15 protein-coding genes and 1 tRNA gene are annotated in these 21,759 nt (G+C 42.8%); 11 read left to right on the top strand and 5 right to left on the bottom strand.

Annotated features, from left to right (window positions below):
- Window positions 1-41 precede the first annotated feature (41 nt).
- The 3 genes from tagF to IPZ60_RS06490 all read right to left on the bottom strand — a co-directional run bounded on the left by tagF (window position 42) and on the right by IPZ60_RS06490 (window position 6,830).
- Entirely contained in the window at window positions 42-1,022 is a 981-nt protein-coding gene (gene tagF / locus IPZ60_RS06480) for a type VI secretion system-associated protein TagF (protein ID WP_194197029.1), read from the bottom strand.
- Window positions 1,019-5,068 carry a type VI secretion system membrane subunit TssM gene (gene tssM / locus IPZ60_RS06485; protein WP_194197030.1) on the bottom strand — a complete coding sequence of 1,350 codons (4,050 nt, stop codon included), beginning with the start codon at window positions 5,066-5,068 and terminating at the stop codon, window positions 1,019-1,021. The genes tagF and tssM overlap by 4 nt, the downstream gene beginning before the upstream one ends.
- 67 nt (window positions 5,069-5,135) lie before the next feature.
- Window positions 5,136-6,830 carry a hypothetical protein gene (locus IPZ60_RS06490; RefSeq protein WP_194197031.1) on the bottom strand — a complete coding sequence of 565 codons (1,695 nt, stop codon included), beginning with the start codon at window positions 6,828-6,830 and terminating at the stop codon, window positions 5,136-5,138.
- A 429-nt stretch (window positions 6,831-7,259) separates the two neighbouring features.
- Between IPZ60_RS06490 and IPZ60_RS06495 the strand changes: the two genes are divergently transcribed.
- The 4 genes from IPZ60_RS06495 (at window position 7,260) to icmH (ending at window position 11,403) form a co-directional block, all read left to right on the top strand.
- Window positions 7,260-8,294 (top strand): M15 family metallopeptidase, encoded by a 1,035-nt coding sequence (locus tag IPZ60_RS06495; RefSeq protein ID WP_320108721.1) that lies wholly within the window; start codon window positions 7,260-7,262, stop codon window positions 8,292-8,294.
- A gap of 43 nt (window positions 8,295-8,337) precedes the next feature.
- The gene (locus IPZ60_RS06500) at window positions 8,338-9,006 is read left to right on the top strand and encodes a hypothetical protein (protein ID WP_110922440.1); all 669 of its coding nucleotides are present in this window, start codon (window positions 8,338-8,340) and stop codon (window positions 9,004-9,006) included.
- A gap of 9 nt (window positions 9,007-9,015) precedes the next feature.
- Window positions 9,016-10,362, top strand: coding sequence for a type VI secretion system baseplate subunit TssK (tssK, locus tag IPZ60_RS06505; RefSeq protein WP_194197032.1), 1,347 nt, complete (start codon window positions 9,016-9,018; stop codon window positions 10,360-10,362).
- 228 nt (window positions 10,363-10,590) lie between these two features.
- Window positions 10,591-11,403, top strand: coding sequence for a type IVB secretion system protein IcmH/DotU (gene icmH, locus IPZ60_RS06510; RefSeq protein WP_194197033.1), 813 nt, complete (start codon window positions 10,591-10,593; stop codon window positions 11,401-11,403).
- A 276-nt stretch (window positions 11,404-11,679) separates the two neighbouring features.
- Here icmH and IPZ60_RS06515 read toward each other — a convergent pair.
- Both IPZ60_RS06515 and IPZ60_RS06520 read right to left on the bottom strand, forming a co-directional pair.
- Window positions 11,680-11,755 (bottom strand) — tRNA-Asn (locus IPZ60_RS06515).
- Between the two features lie 289 nt (window positions 11,756-12,044).
- Window positions 12,045-13,247, bottom strand: coding sequence for a pyridoxal phosphate-dependent aminotransferase (locus IPZ60_RS06520; RefSeq protein ID WP_194197034.1), 1,203 nt, complete (start codon window positions 13,245-13,247; stop codon window positions 12,045-12,047).
- 669 nt (window positions 13,248-13,916) lie between these two features.
- Here IPZ60_RS06520 and IPZ60_RS06525 point away from each other — a divergent pair.
- The 7 genes from IPZ60_RS06525 (at window position 13,917) to IPZ60_RS06555 (ending at window position 21,751) form a co-directional block, all read left to right on the top strand.
- Window positions 13,917-14,654 (top strand): SDR family NAD(P)-dependent oxidoreductase, encoded by a 738-nt coding sequence (locus tag IPZ60_RS06525; RefSeq protein WP_194197035.1) that lies wholly within the window; start codon window positions 13,917-13,919, stop codon window positions 14,652-14,654.
- Window positions 14,655-14,911: 257 nt separating this feature from the next.
- Window positions 14,912-16,642, top strand: a complete 1,731-nt coding sequence (locus IPZ60_RS06530; RefSeq protein WP_194197036.1) for an NAD(P)/FAD-dependent oxidoreductase — start codon at window positions 14,912-14,914, stop codon at window positions 16,640-16,642.
- A gap of 40 nt (window positions 16,643-16,682) precedes the next feature.
- Window positions 16,683-17,633 (top strand): DUF1365 domain-containing protein, encoded by a 951-nt coding sequence (locus IPZ60_RS06535; protein WP_194197037.1) that lies wholly within the window; start codon window positions 16,683-16,685, stop codon window positions 17,631-17,633.
- 140 nt (window positions 17,634-17,773) lie between these two features.
- The gene (locus IPZ60_RS06540) at window positions 17,774-19,228 is read left to right on the top strand and encodes a cyclopropane-fatty-acyl-phospholipid synthase family protein (protein WP_194197038.1); all 1,455 of its coding nucleotides are present in this window, start codon (window positions 17,774-17,776) and stop codon (window positions 19,226-19,228) included.
- Between the two features lie 207 nt (window positions 19,229-19,435).
- Window positions 19,436-19,846, top strand: coding sequence for a DUF2177 family protein (locus IPZ60_RS06545; RefSeq protein WP_194197039.1), 411 nt, complete (start codon window positions 19,436-19,438; stop codon window positions 19,844-19,846).
- Between the two features lie 77 nt (window positions 19,847-19,923).
- Window positions 19,924-20,469 (top strand): acyl-CoA thioesterase, encoded by a 546-nt coding sequence (locus IPZ60_RS06550; RefSeq protein ID WP_194197040.1) that lies wholly within the window; start codon window positions 19,924-19,926, stop codon window positions 20,467-20,469.
- Between the two features lie 190 nt (window positions 20,470-20,659).
- Window positions 20,660-21,751, top strand: a complete 1,092-nt coding sequence (locus IPZ60_RS06555) for a cation diffusion facilitator family transporter (RefSeq protein WP_194197041.1) — start codon at window positions 20,660-20,662, stop codon at window positions 21,749-21,751.
- Window positions 21,752-21,759 lie beyond the last annotated feature (8 nt).

Raw genomic sequence — 21,759 nt, forward strand, 5'->3', positions numbered from 1 at the left:
CAGAGGCCTGATATATATTGTCATCAGTTAATCATGAATCATCATTGTGCCAAAAAGGTTTTTTTAAACAATTGCCTAGTATCATACAGGTAGAGACTGTCTTGTAACAAGACTTTATTGAAGCGGGTCAGCCCGATATCTTCTTCAATATATCCTTGTGTCCAGTCACTATCAGCGATGACAACCCAGCCTTCAGGGTAGTTGTCCTCACTCTCCGATATTTGACTGAGTATATGTCCGTCAGGTTTCGTAAAGCTCAGTAGCAGGCGATAGCAATTAGAGGCACGGTAGAGATAGGTGTTCAGATAGAGCTGATGTGGTTGATAAAACCCACTGATCAAATCATGCCAAAAAGTAGCCATATGTATTGCAGCAGCTCTATCGGAAGTGAGTGACCAACAGATGGCTTTGTTTAGACCATGAAAGCCTTTCGTGAATGTCGGTAAAAACAACAGTCCAGTCGCGATAATTTGCTGTATCAATTGCGACTTATCGATATTCATCAATATGGCGATATCGTGTAGAGTCGTGGTATTGATAAAATCGTAATAGTGCGTACTGGCATTATTATCAATCGTGAGCTGGCTATGACCGAGGTACTCCATCAAATCAGTGTTGTCTGTCTTAGATTTGGCTATGCTTATAATTTCGTAAGTCTCATTCCAAATGCTAGCAGACTTAATGGGCAAATAATTCATCCAACTCTTGGGTTTGTCGATATATAGGACACCAAAACCTATCAGCGGATAGTTTCTCTCACTACTGTCATGACTGGGAATCAGGACGCCAGTGATAATTTCATTGGTTCTGGTATCCACATGACTAAAGTTTAAAAAAGCCGTTTTATTGGTCGTCGTTTTATCTACTAATCTGTCACTGAATAGTGTTTCCGAGCTTGCTAGGGCTTTACTGACCCATTCGTCAATCGCGTTGGTCTCTGAGATATGAGCACGTGCCCGCACAAAGTCTCCGCGTGCAGGCAGCTTGCCAAAATATACTAAAGGTAAAGATTCAGGAGTCACGGCGTTGGCTCCTGAGTTTCTGCTTCGGTTGAGTCATTATCCGTAGAGGTATTATTCGCAATAGGGCTATCAGTTTGCGCATTACTAGCATCATTGGTATCAGTAGTAGGCGTCAAGTTCAAGGTGTTGGATGGCGTCGTAGGGGGGGTATTGTTCTGCCCACCACTTGGCGTTGTCGTGTTGGTTGTTGAACCATTGGTAGGCGTACTATTATTGGCAGCATTGCTATCAGCAATAGGGGCTGCCGTACGTGTGACGCCCAGAGCGATAATCTCATCGGGTAACTTCATACCATTAAATGGATTGGTAGAGCGACCCTGAGTAGCATTGCTGCTATTACCACTGATGATTCTAAAGCGTACAGAGATAGTGATGCCGTCACCTGACCAAGCCATCTCAAAGATATCGTCGCCAAGCTCAGTACGCCTTGCACTATTGATGAGGCGCTCTACACCGAAGCTACCAGCTTCTTCAAAGACGGTAAAGTCTCTGCCATCATAGTCCTTAGCTCGAATGCTCGCACCAGGTTGGCTGCTTGGGTTCGGCCATACAAAAGTCGTCCAAGCTTGGGTGCCCATACGATAGCGTAGTTGCTGACCATCAACCACAATCGTATACTCGGTCAAGCCGCTAACGGGTAGTGGCATGATTTGGAAAGTAGTTTGATTGGTAGAGCCACCATTGCCAGCGGCACCTGTCGTTCCAGCAGTATTGCTACCCGTATAGTTAGTAAAGTAACGGCCAAAATCAGCGACAAATTTTGGGTTAAGGCCTAGGCCTGCACCATTCCAAATCTTACTAGAGATTTGATCACCACGGCGAATGATAAAGGGCGACAACGTCTCATTGACGAATTTTGCCACATAGCCATCCTCACCAAAGAACTGACCAATCTCTGCGGGTGTTGCCTCTAAATTTGCATTGGCAGTAAATGGATATTTCTTTTCTAAATTATCGAGAAAAGGCTTACGTACTTGTGCTTTCCAGACTTTATTAATCTCTGCTTTAGTGGGAGTCAATAGCATATTAAATGAGCGAGTTAGCGGCTCACTTAATAACGGTCGAACGAGTTGTTTGATTTCAGAGTTGGCTTGGCTTAGTATCTGCTCGTCCAAAATCTGTAGAGATTTGGTCAACTCTGAGCCGTCAGGGCTGAGGGTCTGCGAAGCAAATAACAGAGCATCAGGACCGATATCATCACTACGAGCAATATTATTAAAGCGCGTTCTAACATCACCTAAACTTGCCAAATAGTTGTCCAGTAGCGACAGGTCTTGATTGTCTTCTCTTGGTGTTACCAAGGCATGTATAGATGAAAATTCTTGAGCAATTACCCCTGATGGTGCTTGTGCTGTAGGGGTCGCTGTGTCACTGGTGCTACCATTGTTGCCTAGCGCTGCTTCTGCCTGTCGCAGCTCCGCAGGGCTTTGACGCAGTATGGTTTGCTTGAACCAATTGACAAATGAGCTACGAGATTGGCCACCATTGGCTGCTGCTGGATTGGCCGCTTGGTTATCCCACTGTGTCTGGCGATCGACGGTCTCAAACAGTGTCTTTAATGGTGACTCTGTGGGGTTAGACAGCTGATTCAACAGCACAGCATGGTCATCGAATCCTTTGCTATCACGAACATATACTTGCGATAAAAACCGTTTCCACTCGCTGATATATTCTTGTTTGTAGCGGTTGACCAAGTACTGTCGAATTTGTTCAGGACTGCCTGTCAATGTAAGGTCATTCTGGCTGCTGGTTGCTAGCACCCAGTCATCTGCTACCACTCTAGTAGTGGCGGCTTTGTCTATCTCATCACTGACAAAAGAGTCCCATGCTTGCTTGGTAAAAGTACCTGAAATCACATAGCTGCCCAGTAGCGCTTCACTGTTGGTGTCTTGCGTAATTTGGGCAACGGTAACCGATGGGAAGCGGGCAGAGGAGCGCATCTTAATTTCAGAGTAGACGCGATCACGAGCAGGTTGACCTTTGCTGACTTTCGATAGATTGGTACGTGTTTTGTCTACCAATCCCAAATCATTTTGGATGAGTGGAAAAGTAGGGTCGTCGGCATGAGACAGTGTGAAACTCAAGATACGCTCAGCTTGGCGAATCATTTTGTCACGTGGCATATCTGCACGATTGGCTTCAAGCCAATTACGCCAAAACCGTGTCATCTGATCACTCAAGTGACTGGTCTCTAAGTTGTCATGATTGCCAAGCATGAGGTAGGCTTTGAGCGCATTATAAGCATCTTCAACATCCGTAGGATCTGACTGAATATAGGCATCATTAGTCGCGGATTCAGCTGCATCGTCCGCGGTTGAGCCCTCTGTACGCACTTCTAGCTGGTCAGTATTGGTGTTCACTTCAGTCAAAAACTGTTCTATGTTCTGTTTGGTGGGTGCCAACACGATGATGCTGATACCGTTGTAGTATTCTGCTAGCAGTTTGTCTTTGAGTTTGTCACCTTGATACAGACCAAATCTTAAAGACAATGGCTTGTCTTCTTCATAACCCTCAAGTTGCTCTATTCTACTTTGTAAGATATTAAGTGACTCAAGCTGAGACTGTAGGTCGCCATTAGCGTTCTTTTGTAACGCTGCGACTTGTTGTAAGTCAGCCACGACGCGTTCAGTGAGCTGTTTGTTGTTGGCATAAGACCACGTCCATAGACCAGCTGCCGCGCATAGTGTTACGACAGCTGCTAAGGTTGCAATCGCACGGTGACTGCGTCTATTACGGTTTTTGTGCTGCTTGACCAAATGCTTGTCTTTTAAAATGACTTTTGAAAATAGGTCTTGTAAAAAATAAGGCTTGTCTGCGGCCTCTTGCTGCGCATTAAGCGGGATAGTAGGTGGACGCAAGTCGTAATTCTGCATCATTTGCAGCGTCATTTGACTGCTAACTTGTCCCTCTTGCAATGCGCTCGTAAAGTAAAACCCGCGAAGGATAGGCTTAAACTGAAAAGGGTTGTCCTCAAACAGAGCATGCATCAACGTTCGTATCATCGGACGTAATGATTGAAACTCCATAGGGAATGTCATCAAGCTAGGAGATACGGTCCGCTGATGGCGTAAAGACAGTTTCGTCGTGCTCAAATCCTTTAGACCATTTACCAATATTCCAAAATGCTCTTCGAATATATCGGTCATGTTGATGTTATCTGGATCTTCAGGGTAAGGGATGGTCGCACCCCATACTTGATTACGCTCCTCTTGCTCATAGTCATTAAAGAAGTCACGAAAGCCTGAGATTAAATCCATCTTGGTAAAGACGACGTAAACCGGCGCATAGACTTCTAGCTGCTCAGTTAAATCTTGGACACGGCTGCGTAAGTTTTTGGCCAAATCCAATGCATAGTTTGGATCGTTTTTGGTCAATTCAGCGATACTAACAGCGATAATAATGCCGTTAATCGGTGCTTTAGGACGGTTCTTTTTGAGTAGGCTTAAAAACGACAGCCATTCTGAGCGATCTTCTTCATAAACAGAATAGCGCCCTGCCGTATCAAGTAAGATGCCTTCAGTTGAAAAAAACCAATCACAGTTACGTGTACCGCCGACCCCTTTAACAGACAGTTTGTTGGTTTGCTCCATAAATGGGAATTTTAAGCCAGAGTGCAGTACGGCTGAGCTTTTACCTGCTGCTGGATTACCAATAACCATATACCAAGGCAATTCATATAATGCTGCTTTGCCCGTTTGATCACCAATCTTTGATTTGCGAATAGTCTTGATCGCATCTTGCATTTGCTGACGTAGCGCTTGTACTTCTTGGGTGTTTTCATCTTTGGCCATAGGAGTGCCATTTTCATTGGCACCCTCACTACCATTATCTTCTACCAAATTTGCCAGATCATCTGAGGCTTTTTTGCGCTTTTTCCACAGATAGTAGGCAAGCGCTCCTAGCACCGTACAGGTGATTAGGACGCCAATAATAAGGAAAAAGGTTTTGATAGGGACGTAGTCGTATAGCAAGACTAAGGCGACTATGATACCCAAGGCCAATAGCACTCTTGGGTTATAGATAAGATGAAAAAACCTTGAAAACATGCGTGCTACCTAGTGTGGTCTTAAGATAATAAAATGAGTATTTTCAATTATAAAGTGTCACCCAAAGCTATGATTCAGACTGCTGAGAGGTATCTGCTAACCAAAGCATGGTGCAATTCTTATGTTGAGTAATCAAAAATACGCTGTCTGACTCTTGTTGGTCATTTTCGACTAAGTCTACGAATAGCGATAAGCTAATAAATGGCTTTAACCAGTGATTCAATGGCATATAATGCCCTAAATGACGTTCGTTTACTAGAGCGCCTTGCGCTATAAATGCGTCAAGAAAGTTCATGTATACCGACATGTCATAAGGTTGGTTTGATGGATTAATGTCTGATATGGCCGTAATATTGAGGTCTGATAGTACAACATTAGTTTTGGAATCAGCATCATCTGCTTTTGTTGTCGGTTTGTTGACAGTATTTAGTGCTGCCGTATTGGTCGGTGATAGTGACAGCGTATTATCGATTAATAATTTTTGGATCGTCGTTAGATGATTAAGGTAGCGGCGGTTATTACTTAGACGATTAGAGGTATGACCTTCCTTATCTCTATCATTGGCTTTGGGGGCATCTATCTCAGTTAATAGAACACGGGTACTGGTATCTATATTCAGTAGATCCTGTGCTGCTTTATTAAAAAATACCAGCAGAGCGCCAGCCTCAGTAGGAATGACATTGGCCGTTTGATTAGAATACAGATGAGAGTCCAACCACTCCTCACTAATCTGCGAATCTGCAATGAGCATCAAGCAAATGTCAGGGGCAGCTGATTGCGACAAGGAGATGATATGTCTATTGATAAACTCGGCAGGATTGGCCGTTGTTGCCTCACTTACTCTGTCACTTGTTGCATCGGTATCGTCAGTCGCGATAGTGGTAAAAGAGAGTGCGGCTTCAGGAATACCGTAGGTCGCTAACTGTTCTGTTACTACTGAGATAAGAGATGCTGAGTCAGCGCTGACAGGCAAGCACAAATAGATAGGCAAATTGGACAGACGGACAGTAGGGGTGGTCGCCATTGTCTCATCGCTATTGCCTTCTTTGGCGCTAACTAAGTAATGCTGCTGCCATTCGGGATGAATATGGGCAGCCGAGTTGGACTGCATATTGTCTTGCTGATGATGCTGATAAAAATGTTCAGCGAGTACGGACCATATCTCATCGCTCAAAGTAAGCTGCTCATGAATCAATGAGCACAAGCGCAAAGTTGTATCATTCAATGCGGCTATACGCTCTGATCTCGATTCGCCTTCATCGGAGGTATCAACATCCCAGTCGGCGTCTTCCAAATCCTTAGATATATACTGATATGGTAGCGATGCTGCATCGGTAAGTCTGGTAATCGGTTTTACTAGTATCGGCAGGCCATCGAAATCTGTCAGCTCATCACTTAATAGTGTCAGGTCTTCGTCGTTGTCAATAACTTCAGACCAGCTGTCTCCTTCAGGCAGGCAAACACGGCTAAATATAAATACTTGATAAGTATCGGGCTGCTTGGCACTTTCTGTTTTATTTGATATGTCATCAAGGGAATCTGAGTTTTTGCTGACTTGCTTATCTAACTTTTTTTGCCACCATAGGAGTGCCATGATAGTGCCAAGTAACAATAAAGGAATGGCAACGAACCACAGTAATAATCCAGATGAAGTCAGCTGTCGGGCATTGTCTTTGAAGTACATCCAGACCAAAATGAGATAAATGCCTAAAAACGCTCCTAAAATAAAGCGACTGTACGACAGTATTTTTTTTGCAGCCACTTATTTAAACTCCCTATTTGTTGGGTTGTTATTATCATTGTTACTATGTAGATAGACTTTCTAGGCAGTATTTTAGGGCATTCATAGACTACTTTCTACTATATTTAATGACTTTATTCTACTTATATGTCGTTTGCTTATAGAGGGAGTGCGTACTCGATAGCTGTCTGCTCAAACAAAAAATATCTATAAAAATAAGATAGATAAAGGGTTATAAGTGATATTTTATAAGATTATCTGAATATAAAATGACTTATAGATAAAAAATTAAACGGAAAGATAAGAAAATTAACGTAATTAAGTCAGCTTTATTTTAAACGATGGTCATTTGTCTATATAATACTTGCGTAACAACAATAATAAACGCCTGTTTGTTTTTGTTTTCATCGCCTTAACTGTCGTTGCTGCTTCTTTATGATTTACTGGACTGTGTCTGCATTTACTATTGTCTCTATCATCATGATTATCATGCTGTTTGATAGGCAGCTGTGCGCGCGACTGTTTAATAAAGTAGCTGTTCGTTTTCAGCGATTATTCAGATTCAAAATTAAGCGCTTATCTATCAAACCACAAGCAAAACCATTCCGTTCTCGTATCCGGCAGCTGAGTAGTATGGCTTCGCGTATCGATGTCTCTCGTGTCCCAGTCATATCAGCATTGTCGGTATTGATTGTCATGGCAACCGCTGGTCTTTGCTATGCACTGATTAACGATCACTCGTTGGCGGTATACCATGCGAAAGATACCGTACCCAGCACTGCCAGCACACAAATCAGCCAATTACTGATAGGAGAGCGATTGCGTCCGCCACCAACGCCACCAGAAGAGCTATTCGATGAGCTCGATGCTGAGATTGCGAGTTATCAAGCCAGTAAAGCGGATGTGGACTATTGGCCGGATGCTCAGACGGATGTGAGTCAGATAGATAGACCGCTGATGATGCCTGAGCCTGACTTGTCTAACTTAAATGCGTTAGATCATAGTACTGGCTATTCAGGTGACATGTTGGCTTCACATTTGAGTGGAGGTCATATCAACATCAAGAATGCTGACCGTAATTGGAAAAAAATGAACTCGGAATTTGTTCAACGGCTGTTGACTGTGTATAAGGTGATGAGTGATCAATATGGTTATGACATGGTGCTTTTAGAAGGGTATCGTAGCCCTGAAAGGCAAGGTAGACTGCTCAAAAAAGGAACGCATGTGACAAAAGCAGGCTCATATAAGAGCTATCATCAGTTTGGTTTGGCAGGTGATAGTGCCTTTATCAGAAACGGCAAGATTGTCATAACTGAAAAGGATCCTTGGGCGATGCGGGGCTACAAATTATATGGTAAAGTAGCCAAGTCTGCCGGACTTGTGTGGGGTGGTGACTGGCGAATGATGGATCTCGGACATGTTGAGCTGCGTAAAAAAGGCGTACTCGGTCGCCCAGAAATGGCAGAGATTTTGACCAGTCAATAATGATAATAATATTTCAAGGTAAATTGAAAATATGGACAGATGTATGACATTGCCGACAGCGTTAATAGCCACTGCCTGTTTGTTAAGTGGCGTGCTCACAGGATGTAGCACGGACAGATTTAGTCAATCAACTGATAAAGCCTCTGAGCTGGCTGGCGAGTCTGGTATTGGTGATAAAATAAAAGACATCATTAGCAGTGACAATGATGATTTACAGAATCTCAAAGGCCAGCTAGAGAAGCAGCAGCAACAGCTAGAGACAATGCTTGCCGAACAGCAGGCGTTGCAGCAACAGCTAAAGCGTCAGCAGGTCACATTGACGATCAAACCATCGGCCAATGCCAATGCGGGACGTGCAAAGCAGGGTACAGCGAGTACTGCTTATATTGCGTTTTTGGAAGAAGAAAGCGAGTTCACTGATATCGAATCGCTAGCAGCGAAAGAGGTCAGTGTCGTGCCTAATCGTGAGAGTAATCTGACATTGAATATTCCACAAGATGCACGCTTTATCGCAGTAAAAGTGGGATTGAGATATACCAAAAAGCGCTCACAGTTCCTTATTCCTATTACCAGTCTCAATTTTGATACCCCACTTACTCTAAATATTGGTGCATGCGATGTAAGTATCGTAGAAGGTATCAGCCCAGAGCAGGCACCCACATTTACCACCAAACTTAAATATTATCAGCAGCCGCTCGTCAGCTGTTCGTAGGAGATTGTCTTGAGTAAACACAAAGTACTATGGGGCGAGGGGCTATTCTTACGACCTCAGCATTTTCAGATTCAAGACACCTATCATGACTCGCAGCGAGCATTGAGCATGATGCTGATGCATCCCTATGCTTATGGCGTATCGGATGTGCAGATTGACAAGCAACTTTTGGAAAGCAATCTATTAAGCTTTCAGAGTATTTATGCTGTACTGCCAGATGGCACGATATATCAGGCTCCCCGTACCGATGCGTTGCCGAAAGCCATTACGCTCGATACTCAAGACAATGGCGATGAAGTTTTTGTATTTTTGAGCTTAGAGATTGTCCACAGTGGTGGTAGCAATATACAGACCGACCACAGTGACAACCCCGCTCGCTATGTCAGAGGTGCTGTTGAGGCGCAGGATTTGTACAGCCAAGCTGCTGAAGCTGTTATTGATGTTGTTAAGTTATCACCTAGCTTACAGCTAAGTCATTCCGTGCAAGCGCCTAGTCAAGATACTGTATCTCTACTGGTTGCTAAGCTGGTACGTACGACCCAAGGTGTTTATCAAGTGGATGATGATTACATCGTGCCGAGCGTACATATTACGAGTAATGCCGCGCTTGTGAGTCAGGTCTATCGTTTGATGACCATGATTAGTACCAAGTCTACTTCGCTGTACGATCATCATCGTCAATCCAACAATGACTTACTAGAATTCCGCTCTTCAGATATTGCTTCTTTTTGGTTATTACACACGCTGAATACGGCATATTCTCAGTTGAGTCATCTATATAACAACGCTAAATTGCATCCAGAGCGCCTCTATGAAGCCCTGCTGAATGTGGCCAGTCAGTTAGCGACTTTTAGCTCATTATATAAAGTAGGCGATTTGCCTGCTTATCACCATGATAATGCCAATGAGTCATTTGTGAGTATTATTCTGATCATTCGTGAGCTGCTCAATACGGTCATTGCGAGCAACTTTATATCGATTCCATTGCGTCAGAATAAGCCGTCTTACTATACTGGTGAGCTGGGCAGTGACAAGATTACGCGTGGCTCACAGCTGTATCTGTCTATTAGCTCATCGCTACCAATGCATGAGCTCATCGATATCGTACCGCGCCGCTTTAAGATTGCGACCCCTGATTCAGTAGAGAAACGAGTCTTATCCGCGCTTCCAGGCTCACCTGTGTCACACGTCACTCAAGTGCCTAGTGCGATACCTGTGAGACCTGGATTCAGCTACTTCACTATTGAGCCGGTAGGTGAGCTGTATGACGAGATGTTAAAGTCTGAATCTATCTGTATCTATGTGCCGAATGGCTTTGATGACTTAAAAATTGAACTGATGGCTATCGTACAGTAGTCTCTTTAATCACTATTATCGTTTTCAATTTTGAGTGCAGCTTTATATAAACAGGCAAAGTGATTCTACTTAACGACTATCTATCAATGTATTTATATACCAATGTATCTATTAGTCTATATATTAATAGTCGTTAAGGATTTCTATTCGTCAGTGCTTTTAAATTAGTATTCGAAAACCAGCATTTGCAAATTAGTATTCGCAAAATAATAAGCATTAGGAACAATCATGTCAGGGAATAATTCAATGGGTTCTGCGCCTTCGCTATTAGATTCAGGTGAGGTAGCCTCAAAAGTCTCAGCAACGGGCCTTGATAAACGTATTAGCAGCCAGTCGCTGGTTGATATCATGTATGACGGCTTTTATTTGGTGTTTTTACTGCGGAATCACTATTTCAGTACAGAGCCACGCAAATTTCGTCAAAAAATATATGATTTTTTAGATAAGTTCGAGATGAATGCGCGCAAAAAAGGATTTCTGTCAGAGGATATCCATGAAGCCAAGTACGCGTATTGTGCGCTGATTGATGAAACCATCATGACGTCGCAAGAGCCAGAGTTTCAAACTCTAAAAGATTCTTGGGAGCTCAATCCGTTGCAATTGGATTTGTTCGGCTCACAAGTCGCTGGTAATGAGTTCTTCGACCGTCTAGATGGGCTGCGAGAGCAGGGGGAGAAACGTCTGCCAGCCCTAGAAGTTTACCACTACGCAATGCTGCTTGGTTTTCAAGGAAAGTATCGTTTAGAAGCCCCTGAAAAAATCCGCTATCTTATCTCACGACTGGGTGATGAGATTGAACATCTACGCGGTAACAAAAACGAGTTTTCACCATTTTGGGCGATTCCTGATCAGATCAAACATACGCTTACGAGCGAAACGCCATTATGGATTATTTTGGCGGTGATGGCGGTATTATTGACAGTGATATTTGCAACCATGTGGCAATTTACCAATAGTTTCTCTAACGAGCAGCTGTCCGCCTATGATAATGTGATTCAAGAGAACAAAGAGCAGGCTCATATTTCGATTTTCTTACCTTAATGACAGTTATGCTGTGGTAAGTATGTAGAAGCTTTGAATTGATTCTACGAGCAGACAGCAATATAAGAAGGGCATTCGTATAGCAACTATATAAATAGTAACTATATGAATGCCTTTTTTATGAGCGTCGTACCTATTATTTGACTCATATCGTTTATCTTATGCATGTCGATTAAGAAAATAGCAGACATAAAAAAACCCTCATCAAATTGATGAGGGTTTTGGCAAATGCCATAATCGAATTAATAATAATTCAAAAAATTCACTACTAAAATGTGGCTCTCCAACCTGGGCTCGAACCAGGGACACACGGATTAACAGTCCGTTGCTCTACCAACTGAGCTATTGGAGAATAGGTTGCAAGTATTAAATACGCTTACAACGAGCTTAGAAAGTCTCTAACGAGTTCTTGCTAAGTGGGGCGTATTCTAGCAAAGATAAAAAATACGTCAAGCTTTTTTTGCATAATTTTCAAAGTTTATTATTTTAATTAGCTAATAAGGCATTTTTCAAGGTTTTTCCCACAAAGAATTAGTCATTACTAGGCGAATAAAAAAGACGCCACATATTTTCCATGTGGCATCTTCTTTAAGTGCTATCTTAATCTATCAATATATCTCTGAACTTATCGCCTTTGAAATTTATTCAGCAACGTCCAAATCAGCAACTGCTTTTTCAATACGTGACAAGGCATCTTTTAGTGTGGCTTCATCAGTAGCGTAAGAGATACGCATGTAGCCGCCAAGGCCGAATGCGTCACCTGGTACGACTGCCACGCCAACCTTGTCTAATAACCATGCTGAGAACTCTGTGCATGATGACAGACCTGCAGCTTTGATTAGCGGTACGATATTTGGATATACATAGAATGCACCATCAGGGCGCAGGCAAGTAATACCTTTAATGGCATTTAGACCATTCACGACCAAATCACAGCGTTGTTCAAATGCCGCTATCATGGGTTCTAGTACGCTTTGGTCGCCACTGATAGCCGCTTCGGCAGCGACTTGACTGATAGAAGATGGACATGAGGTAGATTGTGATTGCACCTTTTTCATGGCACCGATTAGTTTGGTAGGCCCGCCAGCATAGCCGATACGCCAGCCTGTCATCGCATACGCTTTCGAGACGCCGTTCAAGATGATGGCACGCTCTTTCAGCTCAGGTGCTGCATTCAAAATATTGTAGAACTTATCACCTGTCCAGCGGATATGCTCATACATATCATCTGAGGCTACATAGACTTGTGGATGTTTTTTCAAGACTTCAGCGATAGCTTTTAGCTCGTCTAACGTATAAATCATACCAGTTGGGTTAGATGGACTATTCAATACCAACATTTTGGTTTTATCGGTGATGGCTGCTTCTAACTGGTTGGCAGTGATTTTGAAGTCTTGCTCAGCAGGGCACTTGACAATGACGGGTACACCTTCTGCGATGATGACCATGTCAGGGTAGCTGACCCAGTAAGGCGCAGGAATGATAACTTCGTCACCTGGATTGATAAAGGCTTGGGCAAGGTTAAAGAATGATTGCTTACCACCGGCCGATACTAGGATTTCATTAGGTTCATAGCTGATGTCATTGTCACGCTTGAATTTCTCAATAATGGCTTTTTTTAGCTCTGGTGTGCCATCAACAGCAGTGTACTTGGTGAAGCCATTATTAATGGCGTCAATCGCTGCTTTTTTGATGTGCTCTGGTGTATCAAAGTCAGGTTCGCCAGCGCCTAAGCCGATAATGTCTTTGCCCGCAGCCTTCATCTCTTTGGCTTTATTGGTAATGGCCATAGTCGGTGACGGCTTAATGCTGTTGACGCGGTCAGACAGTTGTATCTCGCTCATGAGGTATCCTTTTTATATTAGAGTGGCGTGGGTGAACAGCTGATATTGATTATATAACGTGTTGCATGAAACCAGTACACAACGTTGTAGGCATGTCGAATATGAGGTGATTTTTTAAGCCGTTGAGACTATAAATAATACTCAATAATGAATGTGCTTTGATTGTAATATTGTAGCATCCAAGTATTTTGCCGTCCTATGACACCAAAACGCATATTCAACTTAATCAACATTTAATTGATAGTTATACACATGAGCTAACAATGACTAAATTTTGCAAAATAGCTGCTTAGCGGTTCTATGTTATTCGCACTATATTGTTTGCGTTGTTTTTCTCTACTAACTAACTAACCTCTATCTAATTTTCACCAATATTTTATAGAATGAGGGTGGCGTCTTAATAATAGGAATCAATGTCATTATTCATAGCATTATCATTGACTAGATAAACCGAGAGAATTTGTACTCTTATGCGCATTTTAATTGCGAAGACACAACAATAAACCTGTATCGGTACACTATAATTATTTAGATTTCTTAAATAAAATAGACATTATCTTAATGAAATGCGATTAATGTTATATACCAAAAACAATAATAACTGAGTATTTAATATCTGTTCAAGCGTTGACTTATATATTATAGAAGACATAACAAAGGATGCTGACAATGACCGAATCTCCCAAGAAACAACATATTCTCATTACTGGCGCAACGTCAGGTATTGGCAACCAATTAGCCAAAGATTACTTATTAGACGACCATCATGTCTATGCTGTTGGCCGTGATGATGCGGCATTGGCTGAGCTCAAATCATTGGGGGCCGAAACCATTGATTTGGACCTCATGGATCGAGGAAAGGTAGTTGAAGCTTTTGAGAAAATTAAAGTGGTTGATTTGGCGATTTGCGGCGCAGGCATGTGTGAATATCTAGATATGCCAAACTTTGATAGCGCGTCATTTATGAAAGTTATGTCAGTGAATATGGGAACGTTATCGCACGCTATTGAAGGCGTCTTACCTAAGTTAATTGCTTCGAAAGGCCGCTTGGTTGGTATTGGTTCAGCGTCCGCTTATGTGCCTTTTGCCCGTGCCGAGGCTTATGGTAGCTCAAAAGCTGCTATCCATTATCTAATGAAAACGCTACAAATTAGCTTAGCGCCACATGATGTATCAGTCAGCTTAGTCGTGCCTGGTTTTGTCGAAACACCAATGACCAAACAAAATGACTTTCCTATGCCCTTTATTCAGACACCAGCGCAGGCAAGTCAAGCCATCCGTGACGGCATAGCGAGCGGACATGATGTGATTGAATTCCCTAAAAAGCTAACCTTGCCACTGAAGGCGTTGGGTACATTGCCAGACCTAGTGTGGCAGCAAGTCAGTGGAAAGCTTAATAAAAAATAACTGATACTAGGGCGTGTCTTCAATTCACCCGATAGTCATCTAAATGGGCTAAAAATGGCTAAATCTTGCCAAACATCGTCAAATAGCTGGTTAATATCCCGATATTATCTGCGCTATTTTTCTTGTTTGACGGCAATTTATCTCATTTTTATCACCATTTTTGAAATGAAGACACGCCCTAAAGAGTCGTTCAAAATAAATCGCTAAAGACCAGTAGTTAAAAACAGATCGTTAAAAACCTACAAAGGAACGCATGTATGTCGTTTATCCGCTGTAAACGTAAGAACACAGAAACAGTCTCCAACGAAGCCAGCAACGTTTTGAAAAATACGTCTACTGTCCTAGCCAAAAAGCGTATCGCTATTATCGGCTCGGGTGTGTCAGGATTGACTTGTGCTCATTACCTTGTGGCACAACATGACGTGACAGTGTTTGAAGCCAATGATTATATCGGCGGGCATGTGAATACGATTGATGTGGTACTCCAGGATGGCAAAAAAGCAAAAACGGGTAATGTGGAAACTAGTGCGATAGACACTGGATTCATTGTGTTCAATGAGCGTACCTATCCTAATTTTTTTCGTTTGTTATATGATTTAAAAGTACCGTTCCAATCGACAGACATGAGCTTTTCGGTAAAAAATACCGCACGTCATTTTGAATACAACGGTCACACGCTAAACACGTTACTATCGCAGCGCAAAAACGTGCTCAATCCAAAATTTTGGCGTTTTATCAAGGATATCCTACAGTTCAATAAACACATCAAGCAGCTCCGTCAAGACTACGAAACGGCACGTGCTCAAGGTCAGGATGTCAGCACCTTCACTGAGCAAACACTTGGTAATTATCTTACACAGAAAAACTACGGCAAACTGTTCACAGACAACTATCTGCTGCCAATGGTTTCTGCTATTTGGTCGACCAGCCTCGATGAGGTACAAGATTTCCCATTGGTGTTTTTTGCACAGTTCTTTGACAACCACGGCTTGCTTGATGTGGTCAATCGTCCGCAGTGGTTTACGATTAAAGGCGGCTCAAAACAGTACGTCAATAAGTTAGTGCCACGCTTTATCAAAGCGGGTGGCGAAGTGCGAGTAAACAGCCCAGTACAGTCGGTAGTTCGTGATGGTGAGCACGTATTATTGATGGTTCAGGACAAAGATAACTCTGATAGCACGATCGAAAATCTTGTATTTGACGAAGTTATCTTTGCTTGTCATGCAGATACTGCGCTGAAGATTCTAAAAGATGCCAGTACAGAAGAGTCTGAAGTACTGAAACATTTCCACTTTACTAAAAATACCGCCGTACTTCATACCGACACCAGTATCCTACCTAAAAAACCGCTGGCATGGGCAAGTTGGAACTACCTCATTGATGAAACAGCATCGGGCAATATGACGGAGATTGAGCAAGCTGCTAAAAGCGTACAAGGCCCTGCTAAGCCAGTGCTGACGTATCATATGAATATCCTGCAGCGACTCACTAAGCAGCATAATTATCTAGTCACGCTCAACCCAGAAACCGTTGACAGAAATATCGATGACAAGCAAATCATTAAAAGCATTGACTATAGCCATCCAGTATTTGACCTTGCAATGATTGACGCTCAAACCCAATGGTCAAGTATCTCTGGTAACGGTTTGCATACGCATTTTTGCGGTGCCTATTGGTTCAATGGTTTTCATGAAGATGGTGTGCGTAGTGGTCTACGTGTCTGTCAGGCATTGGGTCATGATATTGAGATAAAAGACGACGTTGATCCGGCTCACTTGCCAGATGCTGATAGTGCACACACGCCATTCCGTTACAAAGACATGCCAGTAAAAGCAGATACCAAGTTACGCAAACTTAATAAGCGTGAAGTCATCACAGCGACAACCAATCAGGAGCTGGTTGAGTATGCTGAGCGTTTACAGTCTACCGTCATAGATGGCGGTCAGAAGAAAAAACGTGGCTTATTTGGCTATCGTAACTCGAAGTAATTTTAGAATTAAAATAAAAAACACCACTAAAGAGAGTGCTATGTCTAACGAAGACTACTCGTCTAATAATGCCTTACCACATCAGTTGTTCCACGGGACAACATGGCACAGCCGGCTACTGCCTAGTGTGAATAAATTTGTCTACCCGTATCGGTATTGGGGCGTCAATATAAGTGCGTTAGCGACAGGACAAGGACTTCCTGAAGTCAGTAAAAATATTTTTGCCAAAAATAGTCTAATAAAGAAATCACCATTCAAACGACTTTTAGCAAAAGGACTACCGTTGTTTTCAGCAAAGAAAAAAGCCTTGCAGCAATTTTGCCCAGATGATTATTTGCAGAAATTAGAGGGTTTAAGCGGCAATGAAGATAATGACAACGACGGTACCAATGGCAATATTGATTTGAATCCTACTCAAGCACTCAATAATCGTCTGCGTGATGTTTTCGTTGAGTATTCAGGTAGCGCGCCGAAAGGCGATATGGTCGGCTTGCTAGTCTGTCGTAATGTCGGCATGTATTTTAGCCCAGTCAATTTCTATTTAGGATTTGACGAGCAGCAGACCCCAACGCATCTGTTAGCTGAAGTTTCTAATACGCCATGGGACAAGCGTCATTGTTATGGGTTTTTACTCGACGGTGAAGACACAGAGTTTTGTCATGATAAAGATTTTCATGTCTCACCTTTTAATCCTATCGATCAGCTCTACCGCTGGCAGGTTAAGGTGAAAAAACAGCCAGATAACTGTTTGCAGGTTCGTATCGCCATTAATATCAGTGATGAGCGTGGTGAAGTGCTAAAGACGGGTATAAAGATGTCAGGCGTGCCAATGACCGAGGACTCTATACGCAAGAGCTTACGACAAAATCCAGTGATGAATCTGACTTCTTTGACTCGTATCTACTGGCATGCTTTTAAACTCTATGCCGTCAAAAAAGTTCCTTATATCAATTACGATGAAAAGCTAGCAGATAGCCAACAGCAAAAATAAAACAGCGTAAAAGATAGCCATTAGCCATTAGCCATTAGCCATTAGCCATTAGCCATTAGCCATTTGAAGCCATTAATAATCCAAAAATCTCATGAATGTTAGACCAACCAATAAAGCATTTAGACAAGGATAAATACACGATGCCAGCCAGACTGACCGATCGAGCACCTGTTTCAACATTAGAGAAATTAACTGCACAGATGAGTAAAGTGGTCAATGAGAGCGCTGTCTTAAAACCCGTCAGTGGCGGGGTTAATAAAGTGGCAAGAAAGTTGATATTTCGCGCGTTGCAGCATATACAGTTTGGCAGCCTTACTCTCATTGAATCGTTCGGTGATGAAGCACCTAAGACTAGCTGTTTTGGCAGTGAGTCTACTACCGTAGCCAGTAGTTCGGCAGTAGGTCGTCACTCTTTACATGTCTCCTTGACCATCCATGATCCAGCTGTCTATCGTCAACTGCTACTTGGTGGCTCTATTGCGCTAGCAGATAGCTATATCAATGGCGAGTGGGATACGGATGATTTGACGGGTTTGATTCGGTTGGCAGCTCGTAACTTGGCTGTATTGAATAAACTAGAAAATCGTTTTGCAGGTGTCAGTAAAGCCTTTGAAAAAGCAAAGCATCAACTGCGTAGCAATGATAAATCTGGCTCCAAGTCAAATATTCTAGCCCATTACGATTTGGGCAATGACATGTATCAGCGTTTTTTAGATGACACCATGATGTATTCATCAGCGGTATATCGTACGTCTGATGTGTCTCTTAGCGATGCCCAGCAGCATAAACTGGCACTCATTTGCCAGCGACTACAGCTTAGTGCTGACGATCACGTGATTGAGATTGGTACAGGTTGGGGCGGTTTTGCTATTTATGCCGCCCAGCATTATGGCTGCCATGTCACCACCACGACCATTTCTGATGCCCAGTATGACGAGGCAAAGAGTCGAGTAGAAGCGGCAGGTCTGTCTGATAAGATTACGCTACTCAAGCAAGACTATCGTGAGCTAACGGGACAATATGATAAATTGGTCAGTATTGAGATGATCGAAGCAGTCGGGCATGAATATTTACCGACGTTCTTTGCCAAGTGTAATAGTTTACTCAAGCCAACAGGGCTGATGGTGTTACAGGCCATCACCTTTAACGACCAAAACTATCAAGACTATGTAGGGTCAGTGGATTTTATCCAAACGCATATATTCCCAGGTGGCTGTCTGCTTTCAAACCAAGAGTTGACTACTCAATTCACAGAGCAGACCGACATGGTCATCAAGCAGCTTCATGACTACGGCTTTGATTATGCGCACACATTACGAGATTGGCGCCTAGCCTTTATGGAGCAGCGTGAAGAGATAGTCACGCTTGGTTATGATGAGGCGTTTATCCGTTTGTGGAATTTTTACTTTTGCTACTGTGAAGGGGGATTCTTGGAGCGTACTATCGGCGTGGTACAAGTGACGGCGGTGAAACCAAATAACATCGATATAATGCATTTCTCTGATTTGCCATCTGCGGTTTTGAATAATGAAGCGGTTTCAAACGATGAAACAGTCTTTAATTATGCAAATATGGTAAACACAGCGTCGGTGTAAATGTTTTGATGTGGATGTGGATATGGTTTGTTCATAATATTCATAGGGTCTCATACCGCACTTGCAGTTTGAGACCTATGTATTGAAAGGTTGTATGATGTTTCCAGGGCGCGCTTATCAAGTAAACCTGAATAGCGTGTTACCGCTAACGCCTCATCGATATTATAAGTTTTATCCGTTTTTATTCATTTTATAAGGGGTGACATCATGGGTTACGTTTTCATTTATCTCGCCGCTGTGGTTATCTTTTTGGGTGTCGATGCTGTTTGGCTGACGACCATGAAAGGAGCCTTTTATGAGTCGCGTATCGGACATCTATTGGCTGATGAGCCAAACATGATGGCTGCGGGCGTGTTCTATATGTTTTATATATTGGCGCTTTGTATCTTAGTGCTGTATCCGCAAATCAAAGCAGGTGCTTCAATTGGTCATATATTCTTGCTCGGTGGTTTAATCGGGCTGATGGCTTACGGTACTTATGATTTTACTAACTTGGCACTGTATAAAGGGTTTACCTTAGATACTGCGTTAGTAGACTTTGCTTGGGGTGGCGTCTTGACAGGTACGGTAAGCGCTGTTGTTGCATGGTTGGCTTATCGCTTTCATTGGCTCAGCTAAATATTATTAAGTCATCAAATCTGTCATACTGGCATGCAAATATATACAAATAAAAATTTCTAAAAATAAGGATCATCATGCCACAATCTAACACTAGCACATCCGCTCAGAAAGCTCCCTTAAACAGTGAGCTATATATGTCGATACTCATGACGCCCGATATGGCGAATTTCATTGGCAATGTGCATGGTGGTGATTTGTTAAAGATGCTTGATCAGGTTGCTTATGCCTGTGCCAGTCGCTATAGCGGTAACTACGTGGTGACACTGTCTGTCGACCAAGTGATGTTTCGAGAGCCTATCTATGTGGGTGAACTGGTGACCTTTGCTGCCAGTGTCAACTATGTGGGAAATACGTCGATGGAGATTGGTATTCGTGTTGAAGCGGAAGATGTGCGTGGTCGTACCGTCCGTCATACCAACAGCTGCTACTTTACGATGGTCGCTATCGATGATAAAGGTAAGCCAACAGCAGTGCCACCACTTGAGATTAAAAACAACCTGCAACAGTGCCGTGCTGATGCTGCATTAGATCGTAAAAATTTGCGTATGCAAAGCTCGCATCGTCCAAGCTGTGAATTAAAAGAGATGGTCGGAGAGTTCGATGGTGAGCATGAACGTTAAAATAATGGGAATATAGGTAAGGGGTTAATTTACTGTTCCTATGTTCCTATGTTCCTATGTTCCTATGTATGTAGTTTCTAAGTATGTATCTGATTATCGTAGGATGATTATCGTAGGATGATTATCCTAAATCTACTATATCGTTGAGTATCTAAATATCTATGTTTAACCCGTCTGTATCGAGGCTACTATGAATCTGAAGCCGCCAAAAACCAATTCGCAAGACACTCCTATCGCTCAACCAACAACACGAATCGCACGTGGTGCTGGTATGGGTATTGTGGACTCTAATCATGCTGCTAATGTTGCCACCGATGAAAGTGAGCCACACTCTGGCTCATTGACGACGGTATTGATTGCCGTCGGGGCTAACCTCGTTATCGCTATTGCAAAAACTGTTGCAGCAGTTATGACAGGTTCTGCTTCTATGATAGCTGAGTCCGCGCATTCTTGGGCAGATGCAGGCAACGGCACCTTGCTCATTGTCGCAGAAAAAAAGGCAGTCAAACCTGCGGATAGTAGTCACCCACTAGGCTACGGCAAGGAATCTTATGTCTGGTCGATGATTGCCGCCTTTGGTGTATTTATGGCAGGCTCTATTGTCTCCATTTATACGGGTATCACTGAGTGGAATGCGGCGGAGAGCGAGACCAATTACACCATCGGTTTTATTATATTAGCGGTCGCGTTTGTGCTCGAAGGATTTTCGTTAGGGCAAGCTTATTTACAAAGCAAAAAGCATGGTGAGGCAATTAATGTCAGTGCCATCGGTTATGTGATCAATACATCTAACCCAACGTTACGTGGTGTGTTCTTTGAAGACTTGGCCGCTGTCATTGGCTTGGCAGTTGCTGCTGCTTCGATGGGCATGCATGCTTATACTGGACAGCCATTTTGGGATGCACTAGGCTCTATTATCGTTGGCATATTGTTGGGCGCTGTAGCCATATTTTTGATTAGCCGTAACCGTGACTTTTTGGTTGGTTACAAAGTATCAGAGCAAATACATAACTACGCATTGAGCGAATTGCTCGAACATTCAGATATTGACAGTGTCTCGTACTTACATCTAGAGTGGGTAGGACCAAAAAAAATATTTATGGTAGCGGCAGTAGACATTGCCGGTAATCAAAAAGAGAGAGAAATCGCTCATAAGTTTGAAGCTATCGAAAACCAATTTCGCAAAGACGCATTGTTTCAAGAAGTTATCTTGACACTATCCGTACCAGATGCAGATGTTTTGACTTTACCGGATAGTTCAACACGCCCTAACAAACCATAAAGTGATAA

The sequence above is a fragment of the Psychrobacter sp. NG25 genome (assembly GCF_015234355.1).
Taxonomy (GTDB): domain Bacteria; phylum Pseudomonadota; class Gammaproteobacteria; order Pseudomonadales; family Moraxellaceae; genus Psychrobacter.